The following is a 19,121-nucleotide window of genomic DNA, read 5'->3' on the forward strand; positions in this document are numbered from 1 at the left end:
TTCCAGACTTTTCACCTAAGGCATGGGGACAGTGCCGGGGAGATAATGATTTGCTGGTCACAAGGGAATACAGCACGATCGCAGATGCCCGGCAGGTGCTGGGCGAACGGATGGATCGCGCCTCGACGCCCTCCCTGTTCGACCGCATCGACTGGTTCGAATCACTGCACGAACATTGCTTCACCCACCAGCCAGTCCGCGTCCTTCAAGCGATCGAGGGACAGGTCGAAGCATGGCTGTTCCTACTGTCGCCGTCTCCCGAGCGCCAGAGCGCGCTTGCCAACTGGTACAGCTTCGCCTGGTCGCCGATATATCTCGGCGATCCTGATGAGCCCATGCGCCGCCGTCTGGCAGAGATACTCGCCGCCGAACTGTTCAAGACCGGCCGCCACATCGACTTCTACCCGGTAGGCGATAACGCGGAAATGCTCCTCGATGCCTTTCGGCGTAGCGGCTGGTTCGGCGTGCGGCGACCCATGGGCGGGCGCCATCTGCTCGCCCTGAACGGCCGCGACTTCGCCGCCTATTGGGCGGATCGCCCCAGCCGCCTGCGCAATCAGGTGCAGCGCAAGGCCCGGTCGAGCCGCTTCACCATCGAGATTCGCGATCAGGTCGATGACGCCCTGTGGCACGACTATGTGACGGTACATGCGAGCAGTTGGAAGCAGCCAGAACCCGGCCTTTCCTTCCTCCGCGCGCTAGCAGAGCGAGAGGCCGCCGCCGGAACGCTTCGCCTTGGCTTCGCGCGACTAAATGGCCAGCCGGTGGCAACCCAGCTGTGGACTGTCGAAAATGACGTCGCCCTCATCCACAAGCTCGCACATGATCGCGCTTTCGACGGCGCTTCACCCGGCACATTGCTCAGCCATGCGATGTTCGCCCATGCCATAGATACCGACAAGGTCAGCGTGATCGACTACGGCACCGGCGACAATCCCTACAAGGCGGAATGGATGGAGCAGCGTCAGACGCTTTACCGCCTGGACTTCTTCAATCCGCGATTTGCCTCGACATGGATTCCCGCCGCGCGAACCGCGATTTCCGCCCTTGTGGGCTGAAGGCGGAACGATTAGGTAAACCCCCCATCATGCGGGCGAAAACCTCTATGCCGGTCGACCGGACAAGCGACATATCAAATGCGATGCGCGATCTGCTTCGCGATGTGCTGGCCCTGTCGCAGGAACGCGTCGATGCGTTCGACGCCGACACGCCCCTGTTCGGCGCTCTGCCTGAACTGGACTCCATGGCCGTCGCCACGCTGCTGACGGAAATGGAGGACCGCCTCGACATCCTGATCGAGGATGACGACATTGACGGCGAAACCTTCGAGACCTTTGGCACGCTGGTCGCCTTCGTGCGGACGAAGCTAGAGGCCTGAACGCTCCTCAGTCCATCAACCACCTAATCCCCGTTCAGGCTGAGCCTGTCGAAGCCCTTCACTTTACTTAAAAGAAAGAAAAGCCGGCCTTCGGCTCGACAAGCTCAGGGCGAACGGAGGGTAGCGAAACTCCCCGCTCACCCAGCAAAGCGAGGCACGCAACGCGCACCCCGCTCCACGCTTTCTCACTCAGCCGCCATCGCCTCGAAGTCCGCCTCGGCCAAGAACTTCTCCACGTCCAGCGCAGCCATGCAGCCCATGCCCGCCGCCGTCACAGCCTGCCGATAAATCTTGTCGCTGACGTCACCCGCCGCAAACACGCCCGGAATGGAGGTGCGCGTCGTGCCCGGCTCCACGATCAGATAGCCTTCATCCATCGGCAGCTTGCCCGCGAACAATTCAGTCGCAGGCTGATGCCCGATCGCGACGAACGCCCCGTCCGTTTCGATATGCGACGCCTTGCCCGTCACCGTATCGACCAGATCGACGCCAACCAACCCTTCCGGATTGCCGCCACCGACGAACCGCTCGATCTTCTGATTCCACAGCACCTTGATGTTCGGGTGCGCGAAAAGCCGCTGCTGCAAGATCTTCTCCGCTCGCAACGAATCGCGGCGGTGGATCAGCGTGACGTCATGGCTATGGTTGGTGAGGTACAGCGCCTCCTCGACAGCGGTGTTGCCCCCGCCGATCACCACCACCTTCTTGCCGCGATAGAAAAATCCATCGCAAGTCGCGCAAGCGGAAACGCCCTTGCCCTGCAACAGCTGCTCGCCTTCCGTACCCAGCCACTTCGCCTGCGCACCCGTCGCTATCACCAGAGAGTCAGCAAAATAGCGCGTCCCGCTATCACCAGTCAGGCGGAAAGGCCGCTCCGACAGGTCAACATCGACGATCTGGTCGTACATCATCTGCGCGCCGACATGCTCGGCCTGCGCCTGCATCTGCTCCATCAGCCACGGTCCCTGGATCACATCGCGAAAGCCGGGATAGTTTTCCACATCGGTCGTGATGGTCAGCTGCCCGCCCGGCTGCATGCCCTGCACCACGATCGGCGCCAGCCCTGCGCGCGCCCCATAAATGGCGGCCGAAAGTCCCGCAGGCCCCGAACCGAGGATCAGCATGCGAGTGGAATGGGTAGCGGTCATCAGATTCCCCAGCTCTTTGGATTCGTTTGTCGGGATGAAATAGGCAGCAGCGCCGGGCGCGCAAGCCTGACTATCGCATGGAATTGCTTGGGCGCGGGCAAGCTGCGCCTCCCCCGCCTCTCAAGCCGTCAGTCAATGACGTTAGGCAGGTCCTCAAACCCCTTGCGCAGCGCTGCCGACCAGCTGAGCGAAAGCAGCTGAAATTCCTCGTTATCGGCCTCGATCCGGGTGCGGACGCGGAAATCAAACTGGCCGCGCTCGATCACCGTCAGGTCAAGCGGCATGCCGACCGACAGGTTCGACCGCAACGTCGAATCCATCGACACCAGCACCGCCTTGGTTGCATCCTCTAGGCTCGTCTCGCGCTTGATGATCCGGTCCAGGATCGGCTTGCCATATTTATGCTCACCAATCTGGAAGAAGGGCGTGTCCTCCGTCGCTTCGATGAAGTTGCCCGCTGAATAGATAAGATAGAGGCGCGGCTTGCCCCCCCGCCGTTCCCCCGCGAGCAGGATGGAGGCATCGGCGCCCGATCCCTGCATTTCGATCGTGCTGCGATAATGCTGCTGCATCTCGCACATCGCATCCCCCACCAGTTGCGCCGCGCGGTGCATCGTGGCGCAGTTCAGGATGCTTTCAACGTCCGGATCGACCTGCGAATCCTTGATCGCACGGCCCAGCATCGTCTTGACGCCCTGCGTGATGGACAGGTTGCCGGAGCATAGGAGCACCAGCGCACGCTCGCCCGGCACGCTATAGGTAAAGCTTTTCCGAAAGCGGGCGATATTGTCCATCCCCGCATTGGTGCGGGTGTCCGACAGCATGACCAATCCCTGGTCCACGCGTACCGCCACACAATAGGTCATTGCCCATCGGGCTCCTATATTCGTTCAACCCTGCGGGATGGCTGTCTGAAGGCTTTGTTGCTGCTGGCGTTGCAGCTGCCTTTCTTCCACCCCGTCCTCCGCCTGCGCGATCCGGACGTCGGCGTCAATCCAGATATCGCCCGTCGCCGTCACTGACCCCCGGATGGGCGCCGCCGCATTGGCATCCAGCCCCGACGCCAGTCGCAGGTAACGTTCCGTCACACAAACCCGGTTCGACGGATCGAACCCGACCCAGCCCAGATCCGGTACACACGCCTCAACCCAGGCGTGGGTTTCATGCAGGGCGACCCCGCCCTCCGCCAGCAGATAGCCGGTCACATATCGGGCCGGGATGCCGAGGGCGCGCGCCCCCGCGATGAATATCTGCGCATGGTCCTGACAAACCCCCGCCCCCAGCGCAAAGGCCTCTGCCGCCGTGGTATCCGAAGACGTAACGCCGCCCCGATAGGCCACCGCATCGCTGACCGCCGCCGACAAGGCATGCAGCCGCGCCAGCGTCCCCCCATCATCCGGCAGGGAAAGCGCCATGTCCCGAATGGCGTCGGAACTTCGGGTCAGCTGCGTTTCCCGCAGAAAATAGACCGAAGGCACCCGGCCGTTTCCATGTCCCAGAACACCGCTCGTCTCGCTCGTCTCCGCTAGCCCTTCGGCAACGACCACCGCATTGTCCAGCCGGTCATGCCGTATCCAGACAGCCTCCATCTCGCCAAAGCTGTTGCGGCGAAACCCTTCGACCGGCTCGCCATTCACGCTGACCTGCCATTCCACCACCCTTTGCGAGGCCGTGTCGATCGGCATCAGCTTCAGGCGCATCGCCACCCGGCCTGCCGTCGCGGCATAACGATAGGTCGTCTGATGGCGGACCAGCAGTTTCAAGGCGTACGACGCTCCTTCATCCGAAATGATAGGTTTGGGCGATCTCCGCGCCCAATTGGTTGGTCATCTTCAATCCCCCCAGCACGGTTTCATGCAAGCCGACGCGAAAAATCTCTCCGCTGTCCAGTTCTTCCAGATCGTTCACCATCTGCCGCACTGTCTCGTGGCACGTGCCCCGCCCATTGTGCCAACCCGCCAGCCGGTTCAGCCGATAGGCAAGCTGTTCATAGCAATAGGCCACACTGCGCGGGAACAGCCGGTTCAGCATCAGGAAATCGGTGATCTGCCAGGGCGTGTAGGTGCCGCCATAGACATGGTGATAGGCCCGCGCTCCAGACAGAGCGTAGAGCACCGAGGTCCATTGATAATGATCGCGATTACCCCCGATCACCTCGGTCTCGGGCAACAGCACATAATATTTGACGTCCAGCAGCCGCAACGTCATCTGCGCCCGCTCCAGCGCCGACCCGGCACGCAGGAAATCATGCCCTTCATTGCGCAACTGCCCGGAATGCGCCGCACCCCGGAACGTCATGACCCGCGTCTTCACCCAATCGATCAGCGCGGGGAGTTGCTGCCGCGCTTCCCCCACATCATAGCTGTCCAGCTTGCGCCACCCTTCGTTCAACGCCTCCCACATATCCTGGGTCAGCATCGTGCGCGCAGACTTGGCATTGGCCCGCGCCTTCAGCAGGCAGGACCGGATGGAACTGGGATTATCCAGGTCCAGCATCAGATAGGATATGGCGTCCCTTTCGGCGACCTGTATGCCTGGGGGGAACGGGCCATCGACCCCGGTTGCCCGCACGACCGACCGCCATTCATCGCGATGATGTGCCCCCGGCAGGATCGCCATGCGCTGTCCCATGGTAAGCAGACGAGCCGTAGCCTCCGCCCGTTCCATATAACGCGCCATCCAATAGAGATTCTCGGCAGTCCGGCTCAGCATCCCAAGCCCGCCTTTCCGCCCGTCATCCCGCCTCGCTCCGTCAACCCACCCAGTTCCGTCATCCCAGCGAAAGCTGGGATCTCAGGCCAAACGGCACGACATAACCTTACGAGATCCCAGCCTCCGCTGGGATGACGATGACTGCGAGAGGTGCTGACGCCCACCATCAATCCTGCAACACCCATGTATCCTTCACCCCACCCCCCTGACTGGAGTTCACCACCAACGACCCTTCCGTCAGCGCAACGCGCGTCAGCCCGCCGGGCACCAGCCTGATCTGCTTGCCCACCAGGCAATAGGGCCGGAAATCCGCATGCCGCCCGACCACCGAAGCCGGGCCAAGCGTAGGCACGGTCGAAAGGTCCAGCGTCGGCTGCGCGATGAACTCGCCCGGATTGGCCCTGATCCGCTCCGCATAGGCGGCGATTTCCGCACTGGTCGACTTGGGGCCGATCAACATCCCGTAGCCGCCCGACCCATGAACCTCCTTCGCCACCAGCTCATGCAGATGTTCCAGCACATAGGCGCATTCGTCGGGCTTCCCGCACTGCCACGTCTGGATATTGTCCAGGATCGGCTGCTCACCCAGGTAAAATCGGATCATCTCCGGAACGTAGATATAGACCGCCTTGTCATCCGCGATCCCCGCACCCGGCGCCGACGCCAGCGTCACCCCGCCATTGCGATACACGTTGAAGATGCCGGGAATGCCCAGCATGCTGTCCGGCCGAAACACCAGCGGATCGAGATATTCGTCATCGATCCGGCGATAGATGACATCGACCTGCCTGGGGCCAAGCGTCGTCTTCATCCACACCCGATCCTCATCGACGAACAGGTCTGCGGGCTCCACCAGTTCCACGCCCATCAGATCGGCCAGGAAGCTATGTTCATAATAGGCGCTGTTGAGCGATCCCGGCGTCAGCAGCACGACCACTGGATCACCCTTGCACGCGGGCGGCGCGACTTCCTTCAGGCTCTTGAGCAGTTCAGCGGGATAATCATCGACCGGCGCCACCAGCCCCTGCGCGAACAGCTCCGGGAACATGCGCGTCATGATCTCGCGATTTTCCAGCATGTAGGACACGCCCGACGGCGTACGGCAATTATCCTCCAGCACCTCAAACCGCGCTGGCCCGGTACGGACGATGTCGATCCCGACGATATGGCTGTACACCTTCCCCGGCGGGGTAAAATCCGCCATCTCGGCGAGATAGGCGCTGTTCTGATAGATGATATCGGCGGGCATGATCCCCGCCTTCACAATCTCTCCCCGATGATAGACGTCATGCAGGAACGCATTGAGCGCCCGCGCCCGCTGCCTGATGCCCCGGTCCAGCACCCGCCATTCCTGCGCGGTGAAGATGCGGGGCAACAGGTCGAACGGGATCAGCCGCTCCGGGTCTCCGCCCTCGCCATAGACCGCAAAGGTAATGCCGATCCGCCTGAAGATCGCTTCCGCCTCATCCAACCTGCGGTTGAGCCCGGCGATGCCCGTCCGTTCCACCCAATTCTGCACCTCGGCATAGCAAGGCCGTATCGAACCATCCGGCTCAAACATTTCGTGGAAGGGCAAAGCGTCGATCCTCCCTCGGGCATAGCCCGGTTGTGCATTGCAACATTAGCGCAACGTGCCCGAACGATTGCAAGCGCAAAAAGTAGCAAGGCCATATTTCGCGGCTCGCATTCCCTGGCTCAGAGAATTTACATAGGCGGCACCAAACCCCGTTGACCCCACAAGTCGCTCTGCCTATAGCGCGCGCACCGCAGGGCGACTGCCCGGCGCAGCCCATGGGGCGGAGTAGCTCAGCTGGTTAGAGCAGCGGAATCATAATCCGCGTGTCGGGGGTTCAAGTCCCTCCTCCGCTACCACCTATAATCCACATGAAAATCAGCAGTCGGGGCCATCCTGACGCTCTTTCGCGTCTGGCGCCGGGACATCTGCGCGCTGCCGTCCCGGCTGAAACTCTTTGTTACAGATGCTACACCTTTCGGCTCGCCCCTCCTGATAGACACTTCTGATCAAGAGAGGAGAGACCATGGCTTTTTCATCTATATTGGTCGCTATCGACATCCATGATCCTGATCATGCAAAGTCCGCACTGGAGGCGGCGGCGGCGCTTTCCACGGGCGGTGCGAAAGTGCATATTCTTTATGTGCGATACTTCCTTCCGGTAAATTATGAGGGCGCGATCACCGTCGATTTCGACACGCAGGAGATCACAGAGGCTCAGCGACAAGTCGACGAATGGAAAGCCGAGTTCGGCCTGCCCCATGCCACTTTCGCATCCCATCGCGGCCGAGTGCGTGATGAAGTTCTGGATGAAGCGCAGCGCGTGGGCGCCGACCTCATCATCATCGGCTCGCACCAACCGTCGCTTTCATCCCGCGTGCTGGGTTCCAACGCCGCCGCGATCGTCCGCAATTCGCCGATCAGCGTCCTCATCGCGCGTCAGAAAAACATCGGCTAATTGATGCCCCGCCAGCCGATGGCTCGCGCGCCATCGGCAACCGGCCTGATCGCTGGATCAGATTTCCAGCTGCGATCCCAGTTCCACCACCCGATTGGTCGGCAGCTTGAAAAACGCCATCGGGCTTTCCGCATTACGCACCATCCATGCGAACAACCGCTCACGCCATATGGCCATGCCCGGGCGTGAGGACGGCACCAGCGTCTCGCGACTGAGGAAATAGCTGGTGTCAGCCACGCCGATCGGCCCGCCGCAGTCGCGCACCGCCTTCATCGCGGCTGGCACATCGACATTTTCCATGAAGCCATGGCGCAGGATCAGGCGGTAGAAACCCGCGCCATGATCTTCGGCGCTGGTACGGCCGTCATAGGGCAAGTGTGGGACATCCTCCGCCCGCACGGTCAGGATGATGTTGCGTTCATGCAGGATGCGGTTGTGCTTGACGTTGTGAAGCAGCGCCGGTGGAACACCCTCCGTCGTCGAGGACAGGAAGATCGCCGTGCCCGGCACCCGCTTCAATGACGCTCCAGCTGACTTGATGAACAGGTCCAGGTCCATCGCGTCCTCGCGCAGACGATTGCGCATGATCCGCCGTCCGGTCGCCCAGGTCGTCAACGCCAGGAAAGCTATGGCCGCGACCAGCAGAGGGAACCATCCGCCATCCGGGATTTTCGTGGCATTCGACAGGAAATATGCGCCATCGATGATCAGGAACAGGCCCGTCACCACGCCCGCGACGAAGGGATTCCAGCGCCAGACGCTGAACATCAACGCCCCCATCAGGCAGGTGGTGATAACCATCGTCCCGGTGACCGCGATGCCATAGGCCGCCGCCAAATTGCTCGAACTGCCAAAGCCCAGTACCAGCATGATGACCAGCACCAGCAGCGTCCAGTTGATCAGTGGGACATAGATCTGCCCCGCCGCCGACGCGCTGGTATGCAGGATGCGCAGGCGCGGCAGGAAACCCAGCTGCACCGCCTGCCGCGTCACGGAAAAGGCGCCGGATATGACCGCCTGGCTCGCGATCACCGTCGCCAATGTCGCCAGGATCACCAGCGGCAGCCTCGCCCATTCGGGAGCCAGCAGGAAGAACGGATTCTTCGCAGCCGCAGGCTCATCCAGCAGCAACGCTCCCTGCCCCAGATAGTTGAGCATCAGGCACGGCAGCGCCGCGTAAAGCCAAGCGATGCTAATCGCCTTGCGCCCGAAATGCCCCATATCGGCATAGAGCGCCTCCGCCCCCGTCACCGCGAGGACCACCGATCCCAAAGCCAGAAATGCCAGTTTCGGATCGATCAGGAAGAAGTGCAGCGCCCACCAAGGATTGACGATGGCGAAGATCTCCGGGTGCCGCACTATGTTGGCGATACCCAGGATCGCGAGCACCAGGAAATAGACCACCATGATCGGCCCGAACAGCGCACCGACTCGGGCCGTGCCGATGCTCTGGATAACGAACAGGGCGATCAGGATGACGATCGCGATCGGCAGCACCAGCGGCGTCAGCCCCGCCTGCACCACCGTCAGCCCCTCTACCGCCGAGAGGACAGAGACCGCCGGAGTGATGATCGCATCCCCGTAAAAGAGCGCGGTGGCAAGCACGCCCAGCGCCGCGATCGTGGGCGTCCAGCGCGTCTCGCCCATCCGCCGCCCGATCAGCGCCAGCAGCGCCATGCTGCCGCCCTCGCCATTATTGTCGGCTCGCAGGATGATGAACACATATTTGACCGTGACGACCATGGTCATCGTCCAGAAGATCAGCGACAGCACGCCATAAATATGGACCGGATCGACCGCGAGCGGATGGTGACCGACAAAGCTTTCCTTCAGCGCATAGAGTGGAGAGGTTCCGATGTCCCCAAACACCACCCCCAACGCGCCGAGTGCGAGTCCGTGAAGCGGACCATGCGCCGCATGCCCCCCGCTAACCGGCAAGTCCTTGTCAGCCATAAGGCAGAAAACCCCCAACTTTAGCGAGCGGCTATGCCACAATCCGGGATGGCAGCGCCATGGGGACAGGCGGCCATCCGCTATTTTATATTTCGACCCGCCAACTCCAAAAGTCCCACCTACCCCTTGTCAGTCCGGGGAAAGCGCGCCAAGGACGGCAGCAACTTGGACTGAGGGGATGCTGGCCGATGAGCCATTATGACGTTCTGATCGTAGGCGCGGGCCATGCAGGCGCGCAGGCGGCCATTTCGCTTCGTCAACTCGGCTTTGAAGGGTCTGTCGCCATGATCGGTGACGAAAAATACCCGCCCTATGAACGCCCGCCGCTGTCGAAGGAATATTTCGCGGGCGACAAGGTCTTCGACCGCATCCTCATCCGCCCCGCCGCCTTCTGGGAAGAGCGCAAGATCGACATGCTGCTCGGCCACCGGGTGAAGGCCGTCGATCCGGAAAACCAGACCGTCACCATCGGAAATGAGCAGATTTCCTACGGCAAGCTCATCTGGTGCACGGGCGGCAGCCCGCGCATGCTGACCTGCGACGGCGCCGACGCGCCCAACGTCCATGCCGTCCGCCGCCGCGACGATGTCGACGCCATGATGGCGAAGATGGACCAGATCAATCATGTCGTCGTGATCGGTGGCGGCTATATCGGGCTGGAAGCAGCCGCCGTGCTGACGAAGTTCGGCAAGAAGGTCGTGCTGCTCGAAGCGCTCGACCGCGTCCTCGCCCGCGTCGCCGGTGAAGAACTCTCCCGCTTCTATGAAGCTGAACATCGCGCCCATGGCGTCGATCTGCGCACGGGTGCCAAGATGGACTGCATCGAGGTGCAGGATGGCAAGGCGACCGCCGTGCTGATGCAGGATGGCGAACGGATCGAAACCGACATGGTGATCGTCGGTATCGGCATCATCCCCGAAACCGGCCCGCTGATCGCTGCGGGCGCTACTGGCGGCAATGGCGTCGATGTCGATGAATATTGCCGCACCAGCCTGCCCAACATCTACGCCGTCGGCGACTGCGCATCCCACGCCAACCGCTTCGCGCGCGGCGCCCAGCTTCGCCTTGAGTCGGTGCAGAATGCCAATGATCAGGCAAAAACGGCCGTCGCGCACATCATGGGCAAGGAAGAAGCCTATGACGCCGTGCCCTGGTTCTGGTCCAACCAATATGATCTGAAGCTCCAGACCGTGGGCCTTTCGATCGGCCATGACCACACCATCCTGCGCGGCGATCCGGCGACCCGCAGCTTTTCGGTCCTGTATCTGAAGGCCGGAAAGCTCATCGCGCTCGACTGCGTCAATGCAGTGAAGGACTATGTGCAGGGCCGCGCCCACGTCCTGTCGGGTGCCCTTCTCGACCAAGCGCAGCTGGCCGATTCTTCGGTCCCGCTAAAGGAAGTCGGCCTGGCCTGAGCCCCCGCGATCGGTACTTGCCCCCGCGCAAAGCGTTGCTATCACCTTGAAGCAACGCGCTTTGTGACGGAAGGTAGGGCCATGACAGGTCGATTGCGACAGCTCCTCTGGCCCCTGATCGCAGGCACCGCGCTGCTGCCCATGCCCGCCGCATCGGCGACGCGCGGCTATACCATCACCAGCTTCGACGCGATCCGGGTCGATGCGCCTGTGGAGGTGATCATCACCACGGGCGCTGGCGCTTCCGCCAAAGTCGATGGCGATCAATCCCTGATCGAACGGCTGCACATAGATGTATCGGGGCGCTTGCTGACCATCAGGATGGACCGCGCCCAACCCGGCGAGAAAAGCGGTGGTCGCGCGACCGTCCGCCTTTCGACCGGCACGCTCGAAAGGCTAGTGCTGACCGGCGGCGGCTCCATCTCGGTCAGCCGTATGAAGGGCTTGCGGGGAGAGATCGTGCTTGGCGGCAATGGCGATGTCAGCGTCGCGGCCGTTGACCTCGATCAGCTTAGCCTCGGCGTCGCAGGCGCAGGCCGCGCAACATTGGCGGGGCGAGCCGCAATCGCGACAGTGCGCGTGAACGGCCCGGGCGCGGTAGCTGCCGATGGCCTGCGCGTCCGCCAGGCGACGGTCAGCAATGACGGCCCCGGCAATGTCGCCCTGACCGCCGACGTGACCGCCAAGATATCAGCATCAGGCTCGGGTGACGTCACCATCGTCGGCAAGGCCGCCTGCCAGGTCGAAAATCGCGGCACCGGCCGCATCTCCTGCGGCGGCGAAGCCTATTAGCGCGCCGAACCTTCTACCGCACTGCCTCTCTCACCGTTCGCCCTGAGCCTGTCGAAGGGCCTTACTTCCTTTTAGAAAGGAGAGGGCTTCGACATTCGAATGAGGCGAGTGACTCTTTCGGACAGCCCGAACGGGACTGAGTGATTCCAGCAACGCAGAACGCTAGACCTGTCACCCCCCACAAACCCACCCCCCCACTAACCTTATCAAAGTGTTTACCGCGACCCCATAGACCATAGGGCAACAAACATTGCCGGATCGTCCCATGTTCGCTCGCGCCCTCCTCCTCTTCCTCTTCATGGCCTCCCCTCAAACGGCAGAAGCGCAGGGTGCGGTGGCCGTCGCGGACAGCGGAGACACGGCCTGGATGATCCTCTGCGCCCTCCTGGTACTGCTCGCCGGACTTCCTGGCCTGCTTCTGCGCCACGCGGGCCTCGTCAATGTACGAAGCGCGCTTTCGGCAAGCACCCAGCTTCTCGTCGTCGCGGCGGGGGCATCGCTCGCCTGGGCCGTCGCCGGATACAGCCTCAGCTTCGCACCGGGCAGTGCATGGCTGGGTGGCGGAGCGAACCTCCTACTCGCCAACCTCGGCTCCCTGAAGGCCGGGCTGACCGTTCCCGAATCAGCATTCGTCCTGTTCCAGATGGCCTTGGCACTCTTTGCCGTCTGCCTCCTCCCCGGCGCCACCGCTGGACGCGCGCGCTTTGGCTGGATGGTGGCCCTTGCCCCGCTCTGGCTGCTGATCGTCTATGCCCCGCTGGTTCATGGCATCTGGGGCGGCGGCTGGCTTGCAACGCTCGGCGTCATCGACTTTTCCGGCGGCCTCGTCATGCACATGAGCGCAGGCTTTTCAGCGCTCGCGCTCTCCCTGATCCTCGGCCGTCGGCCCCGGCAAGCTGCCGCGAACCACGCGCCCGTGCTAAGCCTCGCGGGCGGAGCATTGATCTGGATCGGTTGGGCGGGCATTTCCGGCGGCTGGGCTCTTGGCGCCACAGACAATGCCGCCACGGCCGTCCTCAACACGCATTTCGCGGCCTGCGCGGGCGCCCTCGCATGGGCGCTGTCGGATCGCGCCGCGACCGGCCGCATAAGCGCCACCGGCATCATGTCGGGCGCTGTCGCTGGTCTCGCCGCCATATCCGCCTCCGCCGCCCTTTCGGGTCCCGGAGGGGCCATGCTGATCGGCCTTGCCGCCGCGCTTCTCTGCCGCATCGCAAAGGCAACATTCGGGCGCGGCGTCGATGATCCGGCGTCGGTCTTCCTGCTGCATGGGCTAGGCGGCTTGATCGGCGCCCTGCTGTTGCCGATCTTCGTTCAGCCGCTCCTTGGCGGCGTCGGTTTCGAAGGCGACATCAGCCTCATAGCGGCCATGCTGAGCCAATTGGCCGGTGTCATCGCCGTCGCCCTCTGGTCAATGGCGGGAACCTCCATCGTCGCGCTGCTGCTATCGGTCGTACTGCCCATGCGTCTAACGGCAGAGGAAGCCGCTGAGGGCCTTGATCAGGTCGACCATGGCCAACAAGGCTGGGACTTCCGCTGACATCATGAGCATCGCCGTCGGCATCTTCGCCCATCAGGAGGAGCGGCGGATCGGCACCTGCCTCGCCTCGCTCCCGCTGGATCGGGCTGGCACCGTCTATCATGTCCTCGTCAATGGCTCGACCGACTCCACCGCTGCCCGCGCCCGCGACATCGCAGCCGGGCAAGCCAATGTCCGGGTGCATGACATCGCCCAAGGCGGCAAGTCGCGAACGTGGAACCATCTGATCCATGATCTGCTCGACGGGACCGACGAAGCCGTCATCCTCCTCGATGGCGACGCCCAGATCGCACCCGACTCCATCGACGCGCTGGTGGCAGCGGTAGGATGCAACGGAATCAATGCAGCGGCGGGCATGCCGCTCAACGGCCGCATGGCCGCGCATTACCGCCACCTGCTGTCAACAGACGGCGGCCTCTTCGGCGATCTTTACGCACTGTCCGGCCATTTCGTGAACCGCATCCGCGCGCGAGCCTTGCGCCTGCCCGATGATCTGATCGGTGACGATGGCCTAGTCGCCGCCTGGGCTCATACCGACCTGCAAACCGATGCCGCCTGGCAGCGTCAGCGTGTCGCTCCATGCGAAGAGGCAGGCTTCCTCTGCGAACCCGTCCGCCTCACCAGCCCTGCAAGCTGGCTCATGCAATATCGCCGGATGACCAACTATTCGCTGCGCTTCTTCCAGAACCGCATCGTCTCGGACATCATGGGCCGCGAGGGACCGAACGGCCTGCCGCGCGAACTGCGCAACCTCTACGCCGCATGGCTCCCCCGCTTGGCGCCTCGCTCCGGCCCCACCGGGTTTTTCGACCGGAAAGCACTGGAGCGAATGAGGCAGGCAGCCGCTTAGCGGTCCTTGCCCGCCAGTTCCTTGTTGATGAACAGAGCCAGTCCCGTCACCACCGCGCCGGAAAACAGATAAGCGCCCGAAGCCGCCAACCCAAATGTGACCGACAGCGCCAACGCCACCAGCGGCGCAAAGCCCGCCCCCACCAACCAGGCAAGGTCCGAAGTCAGCGCCGACCCCGTATAGCGCGTCGCCGTCGAGAAGTTGGACGCCACCACGCCGGAAGACTGTCCAAAGCTCAACCCCAGCAACATGAACCCCAAAATCATGAACGCGATCTCCGCCAGCTCACCACCATTGAGCAGCAGCGGCGCAGCAATGCTGAATATCCCGATGCCCAGCGCCGACCAGGCAAGCAGCTTACGCCGCCCCACCATGTCCGCGACAAACCCCGACACGACGATCGCCAGCACGCCCACGCTCGCCCCGATCGCCTCGATCACCAGAAATCGTTCCAGCGGCTGCTTCGTATAAAGCGCGATCCACGACAGCGGAAACACCGACACCATGTGGAACAGCGCAAAGCTCGCCAGCGGGGCGAAGGCACCGATGACGATGTTCCGCCCATCGGTCCGCACCGTCTCCAGCACCGGCGAAGGCTGCAACTCACGCGCCTCGAAAAGCCGCTCGAACTCATGCGTCACCACGATCCGCAGCCGCGCGAACAGCGCCACCACATTGATGGCGAACGCCACGAAGAAAGGATAGCGCCAGCCCCAATCCAGAAAATCCGCCCGCGACAGATTAAACAGGAAGAAAGCGAACAGCCCACTCGCCACCACCAACGCCAACGGCGCGCCCAGCTGCGGCATCATCGCATACCAGCCGCGCTTGTTCTGCGGCGCGTTCAGCGACAGCAGCGACGCAAGCCCGTCCCACGTCCCGCCCAGCGCAATCCCCTGCCCCGCCCGCAGAGCCGCCAGCAGCACCGCCGACCAGATACCCGCCGTCTCATATCCCGGCAGAAACGCGATAAACGCCGTCGATCCGCCCAGTAAAAACAGCGCGATAGTAAGCTTCACGCCCCGCCCATAGGCCCGATCCACCGCCATGAAGATCACAGACCCAATCGGCCGCGTCACAAACGCCAGTGCGAAAATAGCGAAGGACCACAGCGTCCCCGCCAAGGGACTCAAAAAGGGAAAGACATGCGCCGGAAACACGATGCAAGACGCGATCGCATAGACGAAGAAGTCGAAAAATTCCGACGTCCGCCCGATGATGACGCCAATGGCGATCTCCCCCGGGGCGACCTTGTGATCCCGCGCCGTCACAAGGCGTGCATCTCGCTCCATCTGCGTGGAGGATGGCGTAGTGGTCGCGGCGTTCATCGGTCTGGACTGGCCTTCATGCTGCGGGAACGATCCATGCCAAACATCGTTGCAGCATAGCGAATCGCCCCGGTGGTCGAAAGGCCATTGCCCTATTTTGCGCCTGCGAGGGGATAGGACAAAAGGTCCAATGTCGATCGCCGAGCATCCCCCTTATCCGGGCTTCATGACCGCACGCCCTCGCCCCTTTTCCCGAGCTTTTCTGCGCCGACTCGCGCCCTTGCTGCTGTTGCCGCTCGGCGCATGCAACTGGGTGGTCATGTCCCCCGCCGGCGATGTCGCAGTGCAGCAGCGTGACCTGATCGTCATTTCGACGCTGCTTATGCTGCTCATCATTCTGCCGGTGATGGCGACGACGATCTGGTTCGCCTGGCGCTACCGGGAAAAGGCGCAGGCGAAGGATTATGATCCCGATTGGGACCATTCGACGAGCCTTGAACTGCTGATCTGGTCCGCCCCGCTGCTGATCATCATCGCGCTTGGCGCCATCACCTGGACCAGCACCCACCTGCTCGACCCGTACCGCCCCATCGATCGCCTCGACCATGAGCGCAAGGTCGAACCCACCACCAAGCGCCTTCAGGTCGAAGTCGTCGCGCTCGATTGGAAATGGCTGTTCATCTATCCCGAACTCGGCATCGCGACGGTGAATGAACTCGCCGCGCCCGTCGATCAACCGATCGAGTTCAAGATCACCTCCGCGACGCTCATGAACAGCTTCTTCGTGCCCGCGCTGGCCGGACAGATCTACGCCATGCCCGGCATGCAGACGGTCCTCCACGCCGTCGCCAACAAGCCCGGCAATTTCGAAGGCTTCTCCGCCAACTATTCCGGCGCAGGCTTCTCCCACATGCGCTTCCGTTTCAAGGCGATGGATCAGGCCGGTTTCGACCGCTGGGTAGCGCAGGTGAAGGCCAGCAACGCAACACTCGACCGCGCCACCTATGTGAAGCTGGAGCAGCCGAGCGAAAAAGTGCCGCCCATGTATTTCGCAGGCGTCGAGCCCAAGCTGTTCCACGCCGCGCTCAACATGTGCGCCCAGCCCGGCAAGCGCTGCATGGACGAAGTCATGATGACCGACATGATGGGCGGCGGCGGAAAGGAATCGGCGCGTGACACCCAAGGCCTGCGCCATGACGGCACTATCGACGTCGGCGGCTTCCACCCTGTCGAGCCGGGCAAGAAGGGCGAGATCGCCCAGCCCGTCGGCATGACGCCAGCCGCCGAGCGCACCCCTGCTGCACAAGGTCATGAGGCTCCGGGGCAGAAGGATGCCGATGGGCATGCAGGCGGTCATCATGGGCATTAGAGCCACATCATCACCCCTCCCCTTCAGGTCGAACGGAGGCACGCGACTCCGTTCGAGGGCCGGGGGTGGGGACTCGCCCCAAGCGCTGCGCCAAGCCGACAATCCCCACCCCAACCCTTCAAACGAGTCACGTGCCTCGTTTGAACCTCAAGGGGAGGGGCTTAAGAAAATCTCTTCCCCCTCCCTCCCAAGGCCCTGACCCCCATGTCCCCTCATCCCGCATCCGAAAACAGCGGCATCTGGAAACTGATCTTCGGCCGCCTCGACTGGAGCGCCGTCCCGTTCCATGAGCCGATCGTCATGGGCACCTTCGTCGCCGTCGTCATCGGCGGCGCAGCCATCCTCGGCCTCGTCACCAAATACCGCCTTTGGGGCATGCTGTGGCGCGACTGGTTCACCACCGTCGATCACAAGCGCATCGGCATCATGTACATGATCCTCGGCCTCATCATGTTCCTGCGCGGGTTCGCCGATGCGCTGATGATGCGCCTGCAGCAGGCATGGGCGTTCAACGGCTCCGAAGGCTATCTGAACGCGCATCACTACGATCAGATCTTCACCGCGCACGGCGTCATCATGATCTTCTTCGTGGCGATGCCGATGATCACCGGGATCATGAACTATATGGTCCCGCTGCAGATCGGCGCGCGCGACGTCAGCTTCCCCTTCCTCAATAATTTCAGCTTCTGGATGACGACCGCAGGCGCCGTCATCACCATGATGTCGCTGTTCGTGGGTGAATTCGCCCGCACCGGCTGGCTCGCCTACCCACCCCTGTCAGGCATCGCCTACAGTCCCGGAGTAGGCGTCGACTACTATATCTGGGGCCTCCAAATAGCAGGCATCGGCACGCTCCTCTCCGGCGTCAACCTCATCGCGACCATCGTGAAGATGCGCGCGCCCGGCATGAGCATGATGAAGCTCCCGATCTTCGTGTGGACCTCGCTCTGCTCCAACATCCTGATCGTCGCGGCTTTCCCGGTGCTGACCGCCGTTCTCGCCCTGCTCAGCCTCGACCGCTATGTCGGCACCGCCTTCTTCACCAACGACATGGGCGGCAACCCCATGATGTATGTGAACCTCATCTGGATCTGGGGTCACCCGGAGGTTTACATCCTCATCCTGCCGCTGTTCGGCGTGTTCAGCGAAGTCACCTCGACCTTCTCGTCAAAGCGGCTCTTCGGCTATTCCTCAATGGTCTATGCGACGGTCGTCATCGCGATCCTCAGCTACCTCGTCTGGCTGCACCACTTCTTCACCATGGGGTCGGGCGCCAGCGTCAACAGCTTCTTCGGCATCACCACGATGGTCATCTCCATCCCGACCGGGGCCAAGCTCTTCAACTGGCTCTTCACCATGTATCGCGGCCGCATCCGGTTCGAACTGCCGATGATGTGGACGGTCGCCTTCATGCTGACCTTCACGGTCGGCGGCATGACCGGCGTGCTGCTTGCGGTGCCGCCCGCCGACTTCGTGCTCCACAATTCGCTGTTCCTGATCGCCCACTTCCACAACGTGATCATCGGCGGCGTACTGTTCGGCCTGTTCGCGGCGATCAACTATTGGTGGCCCAAGGCGTTCGGCTTCAAGCTGGATACCACATGGGGCAAGCGCAGCTTCTGGCTGTGGGTCGTCGGCTTCTGGGTCGCGTTCATGCCGCTCTATATCCTCGGCCTGATGGGCGTCACCCGCCGCATGCGCGTGTTCGATGACCCAAGCCTGCAAATCTGGTTCCAGATCGCAGCCCTCGGCGCCGTCATGATCGCGGCGGGCATCGCCTGCATGCTCATCCAGTTCGCCGTCAGCATCATCAACCGTGACAAGTTGCGCGACACGACTGGCGACCCATGGGACGGCCGCACGCTCGAATGGGCGACCAGCTCTCCGCCGCCGGACTATAATTTCGCCTTCACCCCCGTCATCCATGATGGCGACGCATGGGCGGACATGAAGAAGCGCGGCTATCAGCGCCCTCTCTCCGGCTACGAAGCCATCCACATGCCCAGCAACACCGGCACCGGCGTCATCATCGCGGGCCTGTCCGTGGCCTTCGGCGTCGGCATGATCTGGTACATGTGGTGGCTCGCGGGCCTCAGCTTCATCGGCATCCTCGCGGTCGCGATCGGCCACACGTTCAACTACAAGCGCGACTTCTACATCCCCAAGGATGTCGTCGAGCGCACAGAAGGCGAGCGCACGCGCCAGCTCGCGATGCAGGGCTAACA

Annotated in this window: 16 protein-coding genes and 1 tRNA gene; 10 read left to right on the plus strand and 7 right to left on the minus strand. The window is 62.5% G+C overall.

The genetic code is table 11. The features are described 5' to 3' along the window. Window positions 1–50: 50 nt before the first annotated feature. A complete protein-coding gene (locus tag ACZ5TB_RS05675; protein WP_464792329.1) occupies window positions 51–1,058 on the plus strand; it encodes a GNAT family N-acetyltransferase in 1,008 nt (335 codons plus the stop codon). 29 nt (window positions 1,059–1,087) lie between these two features. Beyond that, window positions 1,088–1,378: a phosphopantetheine-binding protein gene (locus tag ACZ5TB_RS05680; RefSeq protein WP_464792330.1), complete on the plus strand. Its 291-nt coding sequence runs from the start codon at window positions 1,088–1,090 to the stop codon at window positions 1,376–1,378. Window positions 1,379–1,563: 185 nt separating this feature from the next. Here ACZ5TB_RS05680 and trxB read toward each other — a convergent pair whose 3' ends face one another. From trxB to ACZ5TB_RS05705, 5 genes are all read right to left on the minus strand, one after another. Beyond that, a complete protein-coding gene (gene trxB / locus ACZ5TB_RS05685; RefSeq protein ID WP_464779732.1) occupies window positions 1,564–2,526 on the minus strand; it encodes a thioredoxin-disulfide reductase in 963 nt (320 codons plus the stop codon). Between the two features lie 128 nt (window positions 2,527–2,654). Further along, window positions 2,655–3,392 (minus strand): proteasome-type protease, encoded by a 738-nt coding sequence (locus ACZ5TB_RS05690; RefSeq protein WP_464779733.1) that lies wholly within the window; start codon window positions 3,390–3,392, stop codon window positions 2,655–2,657. A gap of 24 nt (window positions 3,393–3,416) precedes the next feature. Continuing rightward, a complete protein-coding gene (locus tag ACZ5TB_RS05695; protein ID WP_464792331.1) occupies window positions 3,417–4,289 on the minus strand; it encodes a transglutaminase family protein in 873 nt (290 codons plus the stop codon). A 16-nt stretch (window positions 4,290–4,305) separates the two neighbouring features. Continuing rightward, window positions 4,306–5,238, minus strand: a complete 933-nt coding sequence (locus tag ACZ5TB_RS05700; RefSeq protein WP_464792332.1) for an alpha-E domain-containing protein — start codon at window positions 5,236–5,238, stop codon at window positions 4,306–4,308. Window positions 5,239–5,404: 166 nt separating this feature from the next. Then, a complete protein-coding gene (locus ACZ5TB_RS05705) occupies window positions 5,405–6,814 on the minus strand; it encodes a circularly permuted type 2 ATP-grasp protein (protein WP_464779736.1) in 1,410 nt (469 codons plus the stop codon). A gap of 219 nt (window positions 6,815–7,033) precedes the next feature. Here ACZ5TB_RS05705 and ACZ5TB_RS05710 point away from each other — a divergent pair. Both ACZ5TB_RS05710 and ACZ5TB_RS05715 read left to right on the plus strand, forming a co-directional pair. Then, window positions 7,034–7,110, plus strand: a tRNA-Met gene (locus ACZ5TB_RS05710). Between the two features lie 167 nt (window positions 7,111–7,277). Beyond that, window positions 7,278–7,709, plus strand: a complete 432-nt coding sequence (locus tag ACZ5TB_RS05715; RefSeq protein WP_464792333.1) for a universal stress protein — start codon at window positions 7,278–7,280, stop codon at window positions 7,707–7,709. A gap of 57 nt (window positions 7,710–7,766) precedes the next feature. On the opposite strand, the gene ACZ5TB_RS05720 is transcribed toward ACZ5TB_RS05715, so the two are convergent. Beyond that, window positions 7,767–9,662, minus strand: a complete 1,896-nt coding sequence (locus ACZ5TB_RS05720) for a potassium transporter Kup (protein WP_464792334.1) — start codon at window positions 9,660–9,662, stop codon at window positions 7,767–7,769. Between the two features lie 188 nt (window positions 9,663–9,850). Between ACZ5TB_RS05720 and ACZ5TB_RS05725 the strand changes: the two genes are divergently transcribed. The 4 genes from ACZ5TB_RS05725 to ACZ5TB_RS05740 all read left to right on the plus strand — a co-directional run bounded on the left by ACZ5TB_RS05725 (window position 9,851) and on the right by ACZ5TB_RS05740 (window position 14,259). Continuing rightward, window positions 9,851–11,077: an NAD(P)/FAD-dependent oxidoreductase gene (locus ACZ5TB_RS05725; protein WP_464779739.1), complete on the plus strand. Its 1,227-nt coding sequence runs from the start codon at window positions 9,851–9,853 to the stop codon at window positions 11,075–11,077. Window positions 11,078–11,158: 81 nt separating this feature from the next. After that, complete coding sequence (locus ACZ5TB_RS05730) at window positions 11,159–11,869, plus strand: head GIN domain-containing protein (protein WP_464792335.1); 711 nt, start codon at window positions 11,159–11,161, stop codon at window positions 11,867–11,869. 265 nt (window positions 11,870–12,134) lie between these two features. Continuing rightward, window positions 12,135–13,409, plus strand: coding sequence for an ammonium transporter (locus ACZ5TB_RS05735; RefSeq protein WP_464792336.1), 1,275 nt, complete (start codon window positions 12,135–12,137; stop codon window positions 13,407–13,409). Between the two features lie 4 nt (window positions 13,410–13,413). After that, complete coding sequence (locus ACZ5TB_RS05740) at window positions 13,414–14,259, plus strand: glycosyltransferase family 2 protein (RefSeq protein WP_464792337.1); 846 nt, start codon at window positions 13,414–13,416, stop codon at window positions 14,257–14,259. Here the strand turns inward: ACZ5TB_RS05740 and ACZ5TB_RS05745 are convergent. Next, on the minus strand, window positions 14,256–15,587 hold the full coding sequence (locus ACZ5TB_RS05745; protein WP_464792338.1) for an MFS transporter: 1,332 nt from the start codon (window positions 15,585–15,587) through the stop codon (window positions 14,256–14,258). The two genes, ACZ5TB_RS05740 and ACZ5TB_RS05745, sit on opposite strands and share 4 nt — an antisense overlap. Before the next feature lie 166 nt (window positions 15,588–15,753). On the opposite strand from ACZ5TB_RS05745, the gene cyoA reads away from it, so the two are divergent. Together cyoA and cyoB are read left to right on the plus strand one after the other, a co-directional pair. Continuing rightward, on the plus strand, window positions 15,754–16,896 hold the full coding sequence (gene cyoA / locus ACZ5TB_RS05750) for a ubiquinol oxidase subunit II (RefSeq protein ID WP_464792339.1): 1,143 nt from the start codon (window positions 15,754–15,756) through the stop codon (window positions 16,894–16,896). A 204-nt stretch (window positions 16,897–17,100) separates the two neighbouring features. Next, window positions 17,101–19,119, plus strand: coding sequence for a cytochrome o ubiquinol oxidase subunit I (cyoB, locus tag ACZ5TB_RS05755; RefSeq protein WP_464792340.1), 2,019 nt, complete (start codon window positions 17,101–17,103; stop codon window positions 19,117–19,119). Window positions 19,120–19,121 lie beyond the last annotated feature (2 nt).

It is taken from the genome of Sphingobium sp. TomTYG74 (assembly GCF_055393875.1).

Excerpts from the sequence above, each read along its gene's own strand:
- ACZ5TB_RS05715 (WP_464792333.1), top strand. The coding sequence starts at position 7,278 with ATGGCTTTTTCATCTATATTGGTCGCTATCGACATCCATGATCCTGAT.
- ACZ5TB_RS05745 (WP_464792338.1), bottom strand. The coding sequence starts at position 15,587 with ATGAACGCCGCGACCACTACGCCATCCTCCACGCAGATGGAGCGAGAT.
- cyoA (WP_464792339.1), top strand. The coding sequence starts at position 15,754 with ATGACCGCACGCCCTCGCCCCTTTTCCCGAGCTTTTCTGCGCCGACTC.
- ACZ5TB_RS05735 (WP_464792336.1), top strand. The coding sequence starts at position 12,135 with ATGTTCGCTCGCGCCCTCCTCCTCTTCCTCTTCATGGCCTCCCCTCAA.
- ACZ5TB_RS05740 (WP_464792337.1), top strand. The coding sequence starts at position 13,414 with ATGAGCATCGCCGTCGGCATCTTCGCCCATCAGGAGGAGCGGCGGATC.
- ACZ5TB_RS05690 (WP_464779733.1), bottom strand. The coding sequence starts at position 3,392 with ATGACCTATTGTGTGGCGGTACGCGTGGACCAGGGATTGGTCATGCTG.
- ACZ5TB_RS05730 (WP_464792335.1), top strand. The coding sequence starts at position 11,159 with ATGACAGGTCGATTGCGACAGCTCCTCTGGCCCCTGATCGCAGGCACC.
- ACZ5TB_RS05700 (WP_464792332.1), bottom strand. The coding sequence starts at position 5,238 with ATGCTGAGCCGGACTGCCGAGAATCTCTATTGGATGGCGCGTTATATG.
- ACZ5TB_RS05725 (WP_464779739.1), top strand. The coding sequence starts at position 9,851 with ATGAGCCATTATGACGTTCTGATCGTAGGCGCGGGCCATGCAGGCGCG.
- cyoB (WP_464792340.1), top strand. The coding sequence starts at position 17,101 with ATGTCCCCTCATCCCGCATCCGAAAACAGCGGCATCTGGAAACTGATC.
- ACZ5TB_RS05720 (WP_464792334.1), bottom strand. The coding sequence starts at position 9,662 with ATGGCTGACAAGGACTTGCCGGTTAGCGGGGGGCATGCGGCGCATGGT.
- trxB (WP_464779732.1), bottom strand. The coding sequence starts at position 2,526 with ATGACCGCTACCCATTCCACTCGCATGCTGATCCTCGGTTCGGGGCCT.
- ACZ5TB_RS05680 (WP_464792330.1), top strand. The coding sequence starts at position 1,088 with ATGCGGGCGAAAACCTCTATGCCGGTCGACCGGACAAGCGACATATCA.